This window comes from Pseudomonas citrullilanati (assembly GCF_030580855.1).
Lineage (GTDB): Bacteria > Pseudomonadota > Gammaproteobacteria > Pseudomonadales > Pseudomonadaceae > Aquipseudomonas > Aquipseudomonas citrulli.
The window spans coordinates 1-15219 of the sequence record NZ_JAUQOP010000053.1 but is presented as its reverse complement, the minus strand read 5'-3'; the positions used below and the strand labels follow the sequence as shown (position 1 = coordinate 15219).

11 protein-coding genes and 2 rRNA genes are annotated in these 15219 nt (G+C 63.7%); 1 reads left to right on the top strand and 12 read right to left on the bottom strand.

Going from position 1 to position 15219, the window contains the following annotated elements; translation table 11 throughout:
- Window positions 1-68: 68 nt before the first annotated feature.
- From Q6A48_RS23520 to Q6A48_RS23505, 4 genes are all read right to left on the bottom strand, one after another.
- Complete coding sequence (locus tag Q6A48_RS23520; protein ID WP_304556797.1) at window positions 69-1742, bottom strand: vWA domain-containing protein; 1674 nt, start codon at window positions 1740-1742, stop codon at window positions 69-71.
- Window positions 1743-1943: 201 nt separating this feature from the next.
- Window positions 1944-3257: an MFS transporter gene (locus Q6A48_RS23515; protein WP_304556795.1), complete on the bottom strand. Its 1314-nt coding sequence runs from the start codon at window positions 3255-3257 to the stop codon at window positions 1944-1946.
- A 36-nt stretch (window positions 3258-3293) separates the two neighbouring features.
- A complete protein-coding gene (locus Q6A48_RS23510; RefSeq protein ID WP_304556794.1) occupies window positions 3294-3470 on the bottom strand; it encodes a hypothetical protein in 177 nt (58 codons plus the stop codon).
- Window positions 3471-3587: 117 nt separating this feature from the next.
- Window positions 3588-4148, bottom strand: a complete 561-nt coding sequence (locus Q6A48_RS23505; protein WP_304556793.1) for a YbhB/YbcL family Raf kinase inhibitor-like protein — start codon at window positions 4146-4148, stop codon at window positions 3588-3590.
- Window positions 4149-4286: 138 nt separating this feature from the next.
- On the opposite strand from Q6A48_RS23505, the gene Q6A48_RS23500 reads away from it, so the two are divergent.
- The gene (locus tag Q6A48_RS23500) at window positions 4287-5819 is read left to right on the top strand and encodes an FAD-dependent oxidoreductase (RefSeq protein ID WP_304556792.1); all 1533 of its coding nucleotides are present in this window, start codon (window positions 4287-4289) and stop codon (window positions 5817-5819) included.
- Window positions 5820-5840: 21 nt separating this feature from the next.
- Here Q6A48_RS23500 and pgaD read toward each other — a convergent pair whose 3' ends face one another.
- The 8 genes from pgaD to rrf (Q6A48_RS26220) all read right to left on the bottom strand — a co-directional run.
- Window positions 5841-6347: a poly-beta-1,6-N-acetyl-D-glucosamine biosynthesis protein PgaD gene (gene pgaD, locus Q6A48_RS23495; protein ID WP_304556791.1), complete on the bottom strand. Its 507-nt coding sequence runs from the start codon at window positions 6345-6347 to the stop codon at window positions 5841-5843.
- Entirely contained in the window at window positions 6344-7699 is a 1356-nt protein-coding gene (gene pgaC / locus Q6A48_RS23490) for a poly-beta-1,6-N-acetyl-D-glucosamine synthase (protein WP_304556790.1), read from the bottom strand. Before pgaC ends, pgaD begins: the two co-directional genes overlap by 4 nt.
- Window position 7700: 1 nt before the next feature.
- Window positions 7701-9698 carry a poly-beta-1,6-N-acetyl-D-glucosamine N-deacetylase PgaB gene (pgaB, locus tag Q6A48_RS23485; protein ID WP_304556789.1) on the bottom strand — a complete coding sequence of 666 codons (1998 nt, stop codon included), beginning with the start codon at window positions 9696-9698 and terminating at the stop codon, window positions 7701-7703.
- A gap of 12 nt (window positions 9699-9710) precedes the next feature.
- Window positions 9711-12191, bottom strand: a complete 2481-nt coding sequence (pgaA, locus tag Q6A48_RS23480; protein ID WP_304556787.1) for a poly-beta-1,6 N-acetyl-D-glucosamine export porin PgaA — start codon at window positions 12189-12191, stop codon at window positions 9711-9713.
- Between the two features lie 243 nt (window positions 12192-12434).
- On the bottom strand, window positions 12435-13940 hold the full coding sequence (locus Q6A48_RS23475; protein ID WP_304556786.1) for a YdgA family protein: 1506 nt from the start codon (window positions 13938-13940) through the stop codon (window positions 12435-12437).
- A gap of 157 nt (window positions 13941-14097) precedes the next feature.
- Window positions 14098-14733, bottom strand: a complete 636-nt coding sequence (locus tag Q6A48_RS23470; RefSeq protein ID WP_304556785.1) for an NADH:ubiquinone oxidoreductase subunit N — start codon at window positions 14731-14733, stop codon at window positions 14098-14100.
- 185 nt (window positions 14734-14918) lie between these two features.
- Window positions 14919-15034 (bottom strand): 5S ribosomal RNA (gene rrf, locus Q6A48_RS23465).
- A gap of 104 nt (window positions 15035-15138) precedes the next feature.
- Window positions 15139-15219 (bottom strand): 5S ribosomal RNA (gene rrf / locus Q6A48_RS26220); the annotation flags it as partial.

The following is a 15219-nucleotide window of genomic DNA, read 5'->3' as shown; positions in this document are numbered from 1 at the left end:
TCATTGACTGATCCGACGCCATCGCGAGCAAGCTCGCTCCCACATTTTGATCTGCGCGATGCCCAGGATCAGCGCTTGGCCGCAGGCTCAAGGCTCTGGGCCAATTCCACCAGTTGCACGAACTCGGCACGCAGCCCAAACGGATCGTCACCGCGAGCCGCGCGGGCCAGTTGCGCGGTGTCCTTCAAGCTCATCGTCCCAGTGTAGCGCCCATCGCCCTTGAGCTGCTGGGCGAAAGCCGCCACGGCCGCCGAGAATCGCAGGTCATCGCTGGCCTTGTCCTCGCCCTGCGCGCTGTCGATGGGGTGTTCGATCAATCGGCTGCTGCCGCCTTCAACCGGATTGTAGCGCACCCGCAACATCGCCAGCTCGCTAGACTTGCCTTCCGGCCTGGGCTGCGCGCTGGCGTAGCGCAACGGTTCCAACCAGCCCTTTTCGCCCTTCGGCACGATCTCGTACAGCGCGGTGACCGTATGCCCGGCGCCGATCTCACCGGCATCGACCTTGTCGTTGTTGAAATCCTCACGCTTGAGCGCACGGTTCTCATAGCCCAACAGGCGATATTCGCTGACCTGCGCCGGGTTGAATTCCACTTGCAACTTCACGTCCCGGGCCACCACCGCCAGCGTCGAGCTGAGCTGGTCCACCAGTACCTTGCGCGCTTCGAGCAGGTTGTCGATGTAGGCGTAGTTGCCATCCCCGGCGTCCGCCAGTAGCTCCATCAGGTGCTCGTTGTAGTTGTCCACGCCGAAACCCAGCGTGGTGAGGGAGACGCCGCTTTTACGCTGCTCCACCGCCATTTGCTTGAGGCTGTCGAAATCGCTGACGCCGACGTTGAAGTCGCCATCGGTGGCCAGCAGGATGCGATTGATGCCCTTGTCGATGAAGCTCTCCCTTGCCATCTGGTAAGCCAGCTCGATGCCCGATGCGCCGGCCGTCGAACCACCGGCGTTCAGTTGGTCGATGGCGTTGCGGATGGCGGCCTTGTCGCGACCCGACGTGGGCTTGAGCACCACCCGGGATTCGCCGGCATACACCACCAGTGACACCCGGTCCTGGTCCCGCAGTTGATCCACCAGCAGTTTCAACGTGCTCTTGACCAGCGGCAAACCCTCGCGGCGGTCCATGGAGCCGGAAACGTCCACCAGGAACACCAGGTTGGCCGGTGCCAGGTCCGCCACGGCGCGGTCGGACGCCTTGATGCCAATGCGCAACAGGCGGGTGTGCGGGTTCCACGGCGACGGCGCCACTTCGGTGGTCACGCCAAAGGGTGAACCGTCGGTAGGCAAAGCGTAGTGGTACGGGAAGTAATTGACCATTTCCTCCAATCGCACGGCCCCTTCGGGCGGCAGGCTGCCTTGGTTGAGGAAACGGCGCACATTGGCGTAGCTGCCGGTGTCGACATCGACGCTGAAGGTCGAGACCGGTGTTTCGGCGACGCTGTGGACCGGGTTGTCCGGAAGTTTTTCATACTGTTCGCGCGGCTCGCTGCGATAGTCCGGGGCGATGACATCGCTCGCCACCATGGGTGAGGGCATCGGGGCGGGCGCGACCCTGTACTTGGCCACGGAGGGCTGCGCGGAGGTGGCCTCGCGTTGCAATTCGGGCTTGGCCGCCGCGGACTCGGGACCGGCGGGCTGGGGCGCCTCCCGGGACGACATCCCGCAACCGGCCAGCGCCACCAGTAAGGTCACGGCGAAGCCCTGGGCAGCGGGGCGCAGGAATGGAAGCGCAAGGGGCATGATCTGAACCTCGTGAGTGAATGATCCGTTCACTGGCTAAGACGAGGGAAGTTTGCGATTCGGGTTAACGCGGGGAAAAAATTCTTTCAGCAGGCATTGAAACCACGCCTGGCCACCTGCCGATGACCAGGCGCAAGGCAAGGCTAGCGAGACGGAATGGCTTGCAGGTCGTCGACGATGAGCCGACCCAGGCGACAGGCTTTACGAATCACACACCAAGGGTGCCCGGGTGGAGCTTACGCTTCGTCCCGGAAAATACAGCGCCGCAGCCACGCCCACCGCGCCCATCACCAGGCTGTAGCCCACGCACACCCAGGGGCTCCACGGCACCAGCGCGATCAACAGCAGCGGCGTCATGCTCGCCCACAGCGCATAGGCGATGTTGTAGGTGAACGAGATACCGGACACACGGATCTTCGGCGGGAACAGGTTGACCATCACCGATGGCACCGCGCCAACCACGCCACACCCCAGGCCGGCGATGGCGTAGGCCAGGCCCAGCCAGGCGCTGCCGCCGATCAGGCTGGCGTAGAGCACGGCGATGCCCAGGGGCAGCAGCAGGCTGTAGAGCAGGACAGTGCGCCAGGCCCCGATGCGGTCGACGATCAGGCCGGCCAGGACGCAGCCAATGTTCAGGAAGACGATGCCCAGGCTGCTCAGGGCGAAAGTGTGGCTGGGGGTCAGGCCGAAGCTTTTCTGCATCACGGTCGGGGTGATGACCACGAACACCACCACGGCGGAGGTCAGCACGCAGGTCAGGATGACGGCGGGCAGCAAGGCCTGCCGGTGGTCGCGCAGGACCGTGCGCAACGGCAGCTCGGTCGATCCTTCGCGATTGGCTTGCAACGCCATGAAGATCGGCGTTTCGCTCAGCCAGCGCCGTAGCCAGACGCCGATCACGCCAAAGACGCCGCCCAGCAGGAACGGCAGGCGCCAGGCGTAATCGAGAATTTCCGCCGGCGTGTAGACCCGCGCCAGCGCCGTGGCTGTGAGGGCGCCCAGCAAGTAGCCGAACGTCAGCCCGGCCTGGAGGAAGCCCAGCGCGTAGCCGCGATGATGCAGCGGTGCGTGCTCGGCCACGAACACCCAGGCGCTGGGCACTTCGCCGCCCACCGCCGCGCCCTGCAGGATGCGCAGCGCCAACAGCAGCAGCGGGGCGAAATAGCCGATTTGCGCGTAGGTTGGCATGACCCCGATGAGCAGGCACGGCAAGGCCATCATCAGGATGCTCAGGCTGAACACCCGCTTGCGCCCCAGCCGATCGGCAAAGTGCGCCATGAGAATCCCGCCCAGGGGACGCGCCAGGTAACCGGTGGCGAAAATCCCGAAGCTTTGCAGCAAGCGCAGCCAATCGGGCATTTCCGGTGGAAAGAACAGCTGGCTGAGGGTCAGGGCGAAGAACACGAAAATAATGAAATCGTAGATTTCCAGCGCACCGCCCAGGGCCGCAAGGCCCAGGGTCTTGTAGTCGGATCGGCTGAATCGGTCGCCGGGTAGATGAGGGTTGGCAGTCATGGGCAGATTTGAACAGTTGGGAAAAAGGGCGACGGCTCAGTCGTCGCGATGGTCCAGCGGCTGGGCCGGTGGTTGGCCTGGCACGGCCTCTTCGGCTTCATCGGCCTCGGCGGGCAGGAAGTCCTTGCGGCTCTGGGCGATGGCCCGGCGTATTTCGTCGCCCTTGGTAGGGCAATTCTTGAGGCGGGCGATGCCGTCGGGTTTCTGCGTCATCGCCATCCTCCGGCATGAGTGAACAGGGCCTCGATAGTGCTCGCTTTTGGCCCGCGATGCCAATGTTGCGGCTGGAGGACGGCAGCCGGCGTGACCCGCTTGCCGTCCCCCAGGCCACTAGCGGTGGTAGCGCCGCACGACGCTGCTGTTGCGCAGGACATGACCGTTGATTTTTTCCATCAACTGGGCGCGCGTCAGCCCGGCGGGTAACGCATCCGGCGGCAGGTCCAGGGCGAAGAGCTGGATCAGGTAATGATGCGCACTGTCGCCAAGGGGTGGGCACGGGCCGATGTAGCCATGGGTGTTCTTGCTGTTGATGCCGCTCATGCCTTCCAGCGTGGCCTTGGTGCCTCCACCGGCGGGGATCTGTCGCGTGGTGGCCTTGATGCCGTAATGGACCCAGTGGTCGACGCCCTGGCCCCGTTGGCCGTCCGGGTCCAGCATGACGATGGCGTAGCTGAGGGTGCCAGGCGGGCCGGCGTTCCAGCTCAGGGCCGGGGAAATGTTCTTGCCACCACAATTGTTGGCGTCACTGGCCGCGGCGGCGGTGAACAGACGGTCGTCCGACACGCCGGGAATGTTCAGGGTGAAGCGTTCCTCGGCCTGGACAACCCCTTGTGCACAGAGCACCAGGGCGACGGCCGCCAGCCAGGGAGTGAGGGAGTTCGATCGGGTCATACCGGGCACCTTATGCGGATCAGGCCATGGACGGCCTGCGAACTATAGCCGCAGCGCCCACCCGGTTGCAGTGACAATTATGCTGAACCTCGTTCCAATTTGGCGACTCCAACGGGAAACGCCTGTCGGAGACCGACCATGCCCCTGCATCAAGTCGCCCGCTTCGCCGATGTGCGCGAAGACCGTGGCCTGGAAGTAAAACTCGGAGAAACAGCCATCCTGCTGCTGCGCTCAGGCGATCAGGTACGGGCTTTCCAGGGCAAGTGCCCGCATGCCGGCGCACCGCTGGCCAAGGGTGCGGTGTGCCACGGGAGGCTGATCTGCCCCTGGCACAAGGCGGCGTTTCGCATCGAGGATGGCGCCCTGTGCGAGCCGCCGGCCCTGGACAGCCTGGCCCGTTATCATGTCGAAGTGCGCGGCGACGAGGTCTGGGTCGACGAGCAGCCGCTGCCGGCCGATAAAATCCCACCGGCCGATGATCCACGCACCTTTGTCATCATCGGCGCCGGTGCAGCCGGTACAGCCGGCGCGACGGCATTGCGGGAGAAGGGGTTCGGCGGGCGGATCCAACTGATCGACCGCGAAGCCGAGGCCGGTTATGACCGCACGGTGCTGAGCAAATACGTCCTGGCCGGCGACATGCCCGTCGACGAGACCCCGCCGTTGCGCGATGACACGTATTACGCCCAGCAGCGCATCGAAAGGATCCACGGCGAAGTCACGCACCTGGACCCCAAGGCCCGGCAGATCCAACTCGCCGATGGCCAACGCCTGGACTATGACGCGGCGCTCATCGCCACGGGCGCCACTCCCAAAACGCCAGACCTGCCTGGCATCGACTTGCCGCAGGTCTTCGTGCTGCGCTCAATGGCGCACACCCGGCAGATCCTCGACAACAGCCGAGCCGGCCAGCGAGCGGTGATCATCGGCGACAGCTTCATTGCCCTGGAAGTCGCCTCATCCCTGCGCAAGCGCGAACTGGAGGTCACCGTCGTGGCCCGGCATCCGGTGCCCTTTGCCGCGCAACTGGGCGACAGCGTCGGCAAGGCGATCCTGGCCCGGCACCGGGCCAACGGCGTGGTGTACCACTGCGACGGCGAAGCGGCGCGGATCGAGGGCGCGGACAAGGTGCAAGCCGTGGTCTTGGATAACGGCCAGCGGCTGGCCGCGGACCTGGTGATCCTGGGCGTCGGCGTACGCCCGGCCACCGAGCCGTTTGCCGACCTGCCACGGCAACAGGACCAGTCACTGAGCGTTGACGCAGGCATGCAGGTGACCGATGGGTTATGGGCCGTTGGCGATATCGCGACGTTCCCCCTCAACGACCAACCCCAGCGCATCGAACACTGGCGCCTGGCCCAGCAACACGCTCGCATCGCTGCGGCGAACATGCTCGGGGGCGACGAACGTTACCTGGACGTGCCCTTTTTCTGGACCTATCACTTCGGCAAGCGCTATGACTACCTCGGCCATGCCGACCAATGGGACGAAGTCGAATTCAAGGGCACCCCGGAACATCCCCCCTTCATTGCCCTGCTGGGCAAGAACGGCCTCGTGGCCGCCGCCGTGGCGTGCGACGAAGGGCGAGCCATGGCGGCGCTGGCGCAGCGGATGAAGCAGCCATTGCCCGTGGACGAGGCCTGGCGGCTGATCCGGGATTTTTCCTCCTAGCGCGAGGGCGTGCGTCCAGCCTCAATGCACGGATTGATCGGCAGGCAAGTGAATCACCCGGGGCCGCTCCAGCGGCGCCAGGGGCGGCGGTTGCAGGTCCGGGCCGAGCAGGTGGAAATGCGCCACGACGTGGCTGATATCGCCGTCCTGGTTGTTGTGGATAACTTTCGAGCCAGGCTGGCGCAACGTCTCCAGGCCCTCGCCGGTCAACTTGAAGCTGTCGCTCAAGCCTTGGTCATCCACCACCGGCGCCGGCAACCGGCGCTGGGCAAAGCTGCGGCTCTTGCGCTGTTGGTAGCGTGCCCAGGCAACCAGCAGCACCGCGTTGACCAGCGCGATCCAGCCGTACACCTGCAAGGTGCCGAGGGTATCGACCAGCGAGCCACCCAGGCGCGGGCCGGCATGGCTGTCGAACAGTGGCCAGAGCCCGTTGACCAGCAGGTACAGCAACCCGACCCAGGCCAGCACGGTGATGAACGCATCGATGACCACCAGAAAAGGTCGCTGCCGGGTCCTGATAATTTTCATCGGATGACTTCCTCTTCCTGATCATCGAACGGTTTGATACCGCGGTCCGGGCTGACCCAGCGCGCACGCTTCTGATGCTGGCCGAACAGCACTTTCGGGAAGCTCACCAAGGTCGTGAACAGGCTGATCAGCCAGAACACCAGCGGGTACCAGACCACCCAGAACATGATGTGCCACAGGCCCTTCTCGTAGCGGCGATCGATCAGGATGCTCACCCCGAACTGCATCAGGCACACCACCGCCAGCAGCAACCCGGTGAAGGCCGGCGGCATGAGGTGGTCGACGGCGATGGCGGCGGGCAACGCCACGAACTTGCCAACGCCCCAGAACAGCACCGACAGCAGGAACGTGAAGGCCCAACCGGTGGAGAGGCAATACTCGAACAGCAACGGCCACAGGTAGCGGTGGCGGTACTGCCAGATGCCACGGATGTTCTTGAACAGCACTTCGGCGCCACCCTGGGCCCAACGCAGGCGCTGTCGCCACAAACCACGCAGGGTTTCGGGCATGAGGATCCAGCACAGCGCGCGGGGCTCGTAGAAAATGCTCCAGTGGTCCAGTTGCAGCTTCCAGCTGATGTCGATGTCCTCGGTGATCATGTCCGTGCTCCAGTAGCCGACCCGGTGCAGGGCGGTGCGACGGAAGGCGACGATCACGCCAGAGACGGTAAAGATCCGTCCGAAGACCCGCTGGGTGCGCTTGATCAAGCCGATGATCGAGGAGAACTCACCGACCTGGACCCGGCCGATCAAGGTCGAGCGGGTGCGGATGCGCGGGTTGCCGGTCACCGCGCCAAGGCGAGCGTTTTCCAGCATCGGCGCCACCAGGTAAGCGCAGGTATTGGGCGCCAGCAGCGCGTCACCGTCGATGCACACCAGGTATTCACTGCGCGCCGCGATGGCGCCCATGCGCAGCGCCACGGCCTTGCCCTGGTTTTCCGCCAGGTGCAACACGCGCAGGCGCGGGTCCTCGGCCGCCAGTTGGTCGAGCATCTGGGCGGTGTTGTCCTTCGAGCCATCGTTGATGGCGATGACTTCGATGTTCGGATAATGCTGGCCCAGCGCCGCGTGGATGGTGTCGGCGACGTTGTCACCCTCGTTGAAGCAGGGAACCAGGATGCTGATCAGCGGCTCGCCGGCCAAGGGCGGCGGCAAGGTGTCGTCCTGCCAGGGCCAGTGGCGTTCCCAGTGCAGCCAGAAGTACAGGCCGCCGGCGATCCACAGGCCGGACATGAACAACGGATAGAAGAACACGAAGTCCATCAGCAATTGCCCGGTGACCAGGAAGATCAGGCCCAGGGGCACCCCAAGGACGATCGCCAGCACCAGCAGGGCGAGCAGTCTGTCGAGCATGTCAAGGATTCCACTTGTTGGAGAGCGCCGGCCGCACGCTTTTCACGGCGGGCTGGTTTTCGATGAAGTTGTCCGGGTAGTAGCCAAAGCTGGTCACGCCCTGGCGCTTGAGGCGCCCCATCCAGTCGGCGAGGAGCTCGCCGTCGATGTCGGCCACCGGCTGGCTGTCCCAGTCACGCGCCTGGAGTTCGAACACGGTGCGCTTGAGGGCGCCGGGCCGGGACTTGACGGTTTGTACCAGGCGCTCCAGCCAGGGGCCGGATTGTTGGCGCGTCTGCTTTTCCATCAGCGGCATGGCCATGGGCGCCGTCCAATCGTAGGCACCGAGGAAGTCGTCGAGGTTCTGGGCGAACCAGGCTTCGCTCGACGGGTTGAGCATCGGCTCGGCAAAGATATTGCGCGCCGTCAGGACCTGCGGGCCACGAATCGTCCGGACCTTGGCGGTGAGCTCGTGGGTGAAGTCGATCAGGTAGCGGCTCTTGAAACGGGTCCAGCGCTGCATCGTCGCCGGGTCGTCCCGCAGGGCCGCCATGGACGTCGGCAGACCGTTGGCCGCGTAGACTTTCAGCGCCGCGGGGCCGGCATCCTCGAAGTCGGAGAACACCGCGTCGTCGTGGTACAGGACCCCGTCCAACGAACTCATCCGCGCCAGGTCTTCGTAGATGTCGCCGATGACCTGGCGCACCGTCGGGTCGAACGGCGACAAACGCACGTACTGGTCCGGGGCGACCTCGGTCTTGCCGGTTTCCGGGTTCCAACGCTGCACCCGTGGCAGTTTCGCGTCGAGGGCGAAACTGAGCACCGGCATCCAGGCGTAGACCTTGGCATTGGCCCGGGTACGCAGCTGCCATGCCACCCGGTCGAACAGATCGGCCCGCACCGGCAGGTGGCGGTTGGGGAAGTACAGCGAATGCACCAGGCCGTCGCCCTTCGGGTCGGCGAAAGCCTGCAAGAACACCGTGTTGGCGCCCAGGTCGGAAATGCGCTGGACCAGTTGACCGACGTTGGCTTCCTGCTGCACCGGGTCCGGGTCGTAGACGTAGTCCAGGTCGACATGGACCACGCGCATCGGGTCCATTGCCTGCACGGAAACGATGCTCTCGGCGAAGTGGGCGCCATCCGGGTCGGAGGCCACCAGGAAGCGCGGGCCGCTCATCAGGTTGTCGAGGCTGTCGAGGCCGTCCTCCAGGGTCAGGGCCATCTGATAGCCCTCGCGGCCGATCACTTGCAACGCGGTACCGTCGGCTTCCCCATAAGGCCAGACCCACACGCGCGGGCTGTAGCCGGTGACCTTGCGGATTTTTTCGGAAATGGCCGCGACGTCCTTGCGCAGGCGCGCCTGGAAATCGGCCTCGGTTTCATAGCGCCCGGTCGCTGGGTCGTAGCGGCGGGTGGTCGCCGCCGGTTGCTGGTTGCCTTGCGGGTTGGCGAGTATGCCTTTGTGATTGGCGTCGGTGTGGGCGGCGATTTCCACCAGGCCCGACTTCGACACCTCGCGGATCTGCTCCCAGGTCAGGAACTCGGAACGCTTGCGCGGCACCCCGGCGAAATCCACCAGTTGATCCAGCGGTGTGTCGACCCAACTGCCGACCGGAGCCAGGATCGCCGGCCAGTTGTAGGCGCGCAGGATGGGCATGACGCGGGTGTAGAAGCTCGAATAGCCGTCGTCGAAGCTCAGCAGCACTGCCCGCGGCGGTAGCTCAGGCCCGCCATTGCGAGCGGTGATGATCTGGTCCACGGTGACCGGCTGGTAGTTGTTTTCCCGCAGCCAGGCCAGTTGCTCGATCAGTCGCTCGGTGCGCACCGCCACCAAAGCCTGGTCCGGGTCGAGGTCCTGGACGTCGTGGTAAGCGATGCCGAGCACGTGGTTCTTCGGCCACGGCGCATCGTTGGCGGCCACGGGGCGTTGCGCGGGCGGCGTGAACGCCGGGGCCTGCTGGGCACAAGCGCTGATCAGCAAGACCCCCAGCAGCAGGATGAATCGCGAAAGGACAGGCATCTTCAAACTCTTCTAGAAGCGGTAGGTGAGGTCGACAAGCAGGCGCAGGTCGCTTTCGCGATCGCCGTCGTAGGGGCGGTTGAGCCAGCTCAGCGTGGCACCGGCCTCGACCACATCGTTCCAGATGAAACGCTGGCCGTAGCTGAGCAATCCAGTGGCGGCGGTGCTGTAGTCACGCTGGCTGTAGGCACCCGCACCCGCCTGGAATTGCTGGCTCCAGGTGGTTTCGTAGCGGCGATACAACACATGGTTGGCAAGCACGGTGGGCATCACGCCGAGATCCGACTTGGGGTTGAAGTAGGGCACTTCGTTGGAGCCGCTGTTGCGGCTGGCCGCCACGTCCAGGCCCAGCTCCACTTGCAGGCGCGGCGTGCTGTAGAGGCCCTCGCGGCCGACCAGTTGGGTCTCCAGGCGATTATTGCCATCGCTGAAATGGGACGGGCTGACGGTCAGCCGCCATTCGCGGCTTTCATTGGCCCGCCAGCGCACGAAGCCACTGCCGCCATTGGCCCGTACGCCGCTGTTGAGCGCGCGCAGCGGGGTGTTCGCCGAGAGGTACTCCAGGCTGCCGCCGTATTGCCAATGGTCATCGACGTCCAGGGCCATCGCCAGGCGCGCGCCCTGTTTGTCGCCAGCGCCGTAGTCGTGATTGGACACCTCGGCTTCCAGGGTCATGTCGCGAGTGCGCCGCTCCACACCCAGGCGTTGCCAGCGGTGGTGACCGGTGCCTTCCTCGAAATCACCGGTGGCGTAGCCGGTACCGCCGAACAGCCGCCAGTCCTCGTCGATCGGCGGGCTGTAGAGCAGCGTTTCGATACCAAAATCCCGGCTGCCGGTGACGGCACCCGCGTCACCGTTGCCGCCGCCGTAACTCTTGCCGGTGTAGGCCTCGATGCGCAGCTCGGCCATGTCGTGCACTTCGCGCTGGCGTTGCAGGCGTTTGACGTGGGCGTTTTCCGGGTAGCGCGCGACCACATCGTCGGTCAGCGCATCCAATTGCCGCCATTCCTGCAAATCCATCGCGGCACGGGCCTGGGCGATTTCCAGGTCACGGTTGCGCGGGATCGTCGCCTCGACTTCCTTGAGCAGGCTTTCCGAACGACGCGGCCAGTCACGGGCCTGGTACAGATCGGCCTGGGCCAGGCGCATGCCGGTATTGCCGGGACCTTGGCTGACGAGGCTTTCCAGGCGCGTTTGCGCCGAGGGCAGGTCGGCACCGTAGGTTCCGGCCTGGGCGGCGAGCTGCTGGGCGTCCATCCATTCGTCGTTGGGATTGCCGATCGGCAGCCCCTTGAGCTCGATGCGCGGGCGCTGGGACTTCGCCATGTCCTCGGCCAGGACGCGGGCCTCCTCGGATTGCTCGCTTTCCAACAGCGCGTAGTAGAGCGCAGTGTTGTCCTCGAAACGGTCCGCCGGGTCGGCATCCGGCGCCGCGAGTACCCGTCGGTACAAATCCACGGCGATTTCCGGCTCCCGTTGCTCCAGGTAGGAGGACGCCACCCAGCGCAGGGCATAGGTCGGAATGTTCACCCCTTCGGCAAGCAACTTCTGGTATTCGGCAATGACTTCTGCCCGGCGGGCACGGGCATTGAGGGCGCCCATGCGGTCGATTCGCCAACGCACCACGTCGTCGTGGGCCTCCGCCACCGGGGTCCAGGTGGCGAGCAGTTTGTCGTAGTCGGCCAGGGCCCGGTCGGCGATGACGAAGCGCTCCTGTTCGCTGCGGCTGGTCATGTCCGACAGGCGCACCCGTTCGGCCGCCACATCGCCCTCCAACCGGCGCTGCACGCCACGGTCGATCAACCCCGGTTGCAGGCGGGCCAGGCGCAACGCGGGTTCAGGCAGCCGAGCCCGTTGCAGGGCGACGATGTATTCACGGGCGACCTCGGGATGATTGCCGGCGCGCGCGAAGGCTTGATCGTACTCGAACAGCGCTTCGTGGGGATTGTTGGCCCGGGTCAGGGCGTAGCCCAGGGCCATCCGGCGCATCGGGTCCGCAGGCTTCGCCAGGACCATCGCCCTGGCACGGCTGACGGCTTCGTCAGGCTTGCCGCCATCGGCCTCGGTCAAGGCCAGGCCCAACTGCAGGTCCGGGTTCTGGGGGTCTATCCGCAACGCCTGGCGGTACAACTGCGCCGCTGGGTCCCAGCGCTTGAGGTTGCGATAAGCCCGCGCCGTCGCAGCCAGCGCCTGGACCGGCAGGTCGCGATGACGGCCCTGGGACTCATAGACGTCAACCACCTCGGCATCGAGGCCCGCCCAACTGGCGATTTGCAGATGATCACTGATTTGCGCGGCACTGGCCTGGTTGGCCGGGATCTGGCGCAACACCGTCAACGCGGGCGTGTAATGACCGGCACGGGCGTCGAGCACTTTCTGGTCATAAGCCGTATCGGCGAATGCGAGCATCGGCCAGCACAATTGGCCGCACAGCGCCATGCGAAACAGCGGGCGCAAACCACGTTGAATAAAGGGACCCACCGTACGCGACATTCGTCAGCATCCTTACATGGCCAGCCGGGTCGCAGTGCCCCCTTGCCCATCAAACAGGAAGCCGGATCAAGGAAATCCAGCCAAGCTCTAATGGGCGTAGTTTTGCACCGTCCGGGCGGTCATCTTCCGGAACGCCACAATTCTTCAGAATCGATGCAGATTTGCACGCCGGTTTATCGCAGGCGAAAAAAAACCGGCCCGTGCGCTGTGCACGGGCCGGCCTTGGATGTTGCGCGAAGCGGCTTACTGAACCGCGACGCCACCGCCAATCTGGTTCATCACGAACGCGGTGAATTGCTCGACTGTCATCTTCTGACCGTTGAAATCAACCTGATTGTTGGCGTAGTGCAGCTTGGTCACCACGTCGTTGCCTTCGAGCTTCGCCAGTTGTGTACCGACGGCCATGGCGCTGAACATATCGCTGGTGGCGGTGGCCTGGTCGGCGATCAGCTTGGCATCTGTCTGGCCTTCCATCTGCGCCTGGACGGTTACCAGGTCTGCCACCATGGGCTTGGACACCTTGAGATTGAAATCCAGCAGCGCGAGCAATTGGCGGCCCAACTCATCAGGCGGCAGGTCCATGGATTGCGGCTTGGCCAGGTCGACCACCAGGCTGGCGCGGCTTTCGCCGTTGGCGGTGCCGAACGACAGGTTTTCCAAAGCGATCTGCGGCGCACCGGCGAGGATCTTTTCCAGGTCGGCCTTGACCTGCGCTTCCTCGGCTTCGGTCAGGTTCAACTCAGGCGTTGGCTCACCGGCGGCAGCGGCCTCGGCAGCGGCTTTCTCGTAGGGTTGCAGCTTGGTCTGGTAGACCTGCATCAGCGACATCGTGGCAGGGATGTCCAGGTTCTTCAGGCTCACCGCCATCTGCGCCGAACCGATGACCTTGTCGTTGAACGACAGCTCACCGATCTTGTAGTCGGCGCGTCCCGAGGCACTGGTGCCGTTTTCGGAGCTGTTGTTCTTCATCTCCAGGTTCTTCAGGCCCACCACCGACTTCGGCTCGCCAAAGGTGGACTTGATGTTGCTCAGCAACACGGTGTTTTCACCCATGTAGTAGCCGTAGGTGCTCTTGCTGAGGTTGCTGGCCAGCGTCAGGCCGTTGACCTCGACCTGCACCGGCGATTGGTCCTCGCTGACCGTGGCCAGCTTGATGCTGTCCATATAGCCATCAGCCTTGACCTTCTGCCCTTGGGCGCTGGCAGCCAGATCGATCTTCAGGCCGGAAAAAGTCAGCTGGGTGTTCTCGTCCAGCTTGGTGTCCAACGGCAACAGTTCGTAGGTGCCGTTGACGGACTCGTCGTAACCCAGGTTGGTCACGCCCTTGAGCGGCGATTTACCCTGAGTGGCGGCGAACCACTTTTCGGTCAGCGGATTGCGTTCCAATGCGCTGTGGCTGGTGGCCATGACCGGCAACCACTTGAGCGTTACCAGGCGCGAGAACGGGATTGGACCGTGTTCGATCTTATCGACGAGCAACAACTCGACCGACTCACCGCCAAACATCTCGCCCTCACCTTTGAGGCGATAGTGGGCGGTGCTGCTGAACATGCCACGGTCCATGGACACCAGCTCCATGACGGCCGTGCTATTGGTACCTGCCATGGCCGTTTGCATCTGCTTGTTGCTATCGGCAATCGCTTTTTGCAGCACGCCTTCGAGCTTGGTGCCGGTGTACCAGGCGCCCCCAGCGCTGATCGCACCGACCGCCACGACGATACCCAGAAGTACGCTTGCTGATTTATTCATGAGTGACCCGATTGATATCCATGGTTGAAGAAAGCCGTCGTCTTCCCTGACCCACAAAGGGGTGTGGCTCGACGCCGTGAAGTGGGGGGAGATTACCATCACGCAGGCCTGGGGGCCCAATGTTTAAAGGGGTAAAAAGCTGTTCTTGAGAGGTGGTCTACGAATATTGGACTTCAATTTCGTCGAGTTGATGGTCGAACGTCTTGAGCCGGGCGCTCCATGTGTAGACCAGCACCTCGAAATCGCGATTGATCACCGCAGCGCCAGGCGAGTCGGCCCGCGAGTCGCAAAAGTCCAGCTGATAGCGCTCACGGGCCATGGCGTTAGCGACGTCACACAGCTCACGCGCGTTGTTGAGCCAGTGCCAGCCGTCCTGGGTCACTTGCTTGTCCAAGGCGGCACATTGGGCCTTCAAGGCTTCGAGGCTCTTTTCCAAAGGGGTGCCAGTAAGCTCGCCCATGACTTCCTGGAAAGTACGACCCGGCTGCCAATAGCTGCCCCAGAAATACCGGTCGAACACTGTTTCCACCCGCCGCAGGGCCACCTTGGTGTCCCAGATCAACACCAGGGTCTTGCCTTGCTCAAGGTGTTTTTCCTTGATGCGCTGGCCTTGCAGTGAAGCCCAGGCCACGGTTGCGATGGAGATCACACCGATCAGCGCCGCCGCGCTGTCCAGGAACAGCAGCGCCTTGTCGATCTGATGGGTGAGCATGACGCCATAGAAATAGGTCGCCGAAAGCAGTATCAATGCCGCAATCGCGCACCAGAAGCCAGGAGCATAAGGGTTTTTCATTATTGGAATCCCCATGACCAGTCACGTCGCGGGCGCTTGCCGTGCAGGAACCCCGACTACCACAGCATAGCAACGGCAACGGGGTTTGCCGGGCCATCGCGGGCAAATCAGCGCCGTGATCCGATTACCGGCCCAAAACGACAGAACCCCTGTCTGCGTCGGCAGACAGGGGTTCTGGGATTCAATCTTGACGATGACCTACTCTCACATGGGGAAACCCCACACTACCATCGGCGATGCATCGTTTCACTGCTGAGTTCGGGATGGGATCAGGTGGTTCCAATGCTCTATGGTCGTCAAGAAATTCTGTGTCCCGTCCGTTCAACAACAACGGACCGGAGAAATCGATAACTTCTACTAAAACAAAACCCCAACTGCTTTCGCAATTGGGGTTTCGGAATTTAATCTTGACGATGACCTACTCTCACATGGGGAAACCCCACACTACCATCGGCGATGCATCGTTTCACTTCTGAGTTCGGGATG

Excerpts from the sequence above, each read along its gene's own strand:
- pgaC (WP_304556790.1), bottom strand. The coding sequence starts at position 7,699 with ATGCTCGACAGACTGCTCGCCCTGCTGGTGCTGGCGATCGTCCTTGGG.
- Q6A48_RS23520 (WP_304556797.1), bottom strand. The coding sequence starts at position 1,742 with ATGCCCCTTGCGCTTCCATTCCTGCGCCCCGCTGCCCAGGGCTTCGCC.
- pgaA (WP_304556787.1), bottom strand. The coding sequence starts at position 12,191 with ATGTCGCGTACGGTGGGTCCCTTTATTCAACGTGGTTTGCGCCCGCTG.
- Q6A48_RS23500 (WP_304556792.1), top strand. The coding sequence starts at position 4,287 with ATGCCCCTGCATCAAGTCGCCCGCTTCGCCGATGTGCGCGAAGACCGT.
- Q6A48_RS23475 (WP_304556786.1), bottom strand. The coding sequence starts at position 13,940 with ATGAATAAATCAGCAAGCGTACTTCTGGGTATCGTCGTGGCGGTCGGT.
- Q6A48_RS23505 (WP_304556793.1), bottom strand. The coding sequence starts at position 4,148 with ATGACCCGATCGAACTCCCTCACTCCCTGGCTGGCGGCCGTCGCCCTG.
- Q6A48_RS23510 (WP_304556794.1), bottom strand. The coding sequence starts at position 3,470 with ATGACGCAGAAACCCGACGGCATCGCCCGCCTCAAGAATTGCCCTACC.
- pgaD (WP_304556791.1), bottom strand. The coding sequence starts at position 6,347 with ATGAAAATTATCAGGACCCGGCAGCGACCTTTTCTGGTGGTCATCGAT.
- pgaB (WP_304556789.1), bottom strand. The coding sequence starts at position 9,698 with ATGCCTGTCCTTTCGCGATTCATCCTGCTGCTGGGGGTCTTGCTGATC.
- Q6A48_RS23470 (WP_304556785.1), bottom strand. The coding sequence starts at position 14,733 with ATGAAAAACCCTTATGCTCCTGGCTTCTGGTGCGCGATTGCGGCATTG.
- Q6A48_RS23515 (WP_304556795.1), bottom strand. The coding sequence starts at position 3,257 with ATGACTGCCAACCCTCATCTACCCGGCGACCGATTCAGCCGATCCGAC.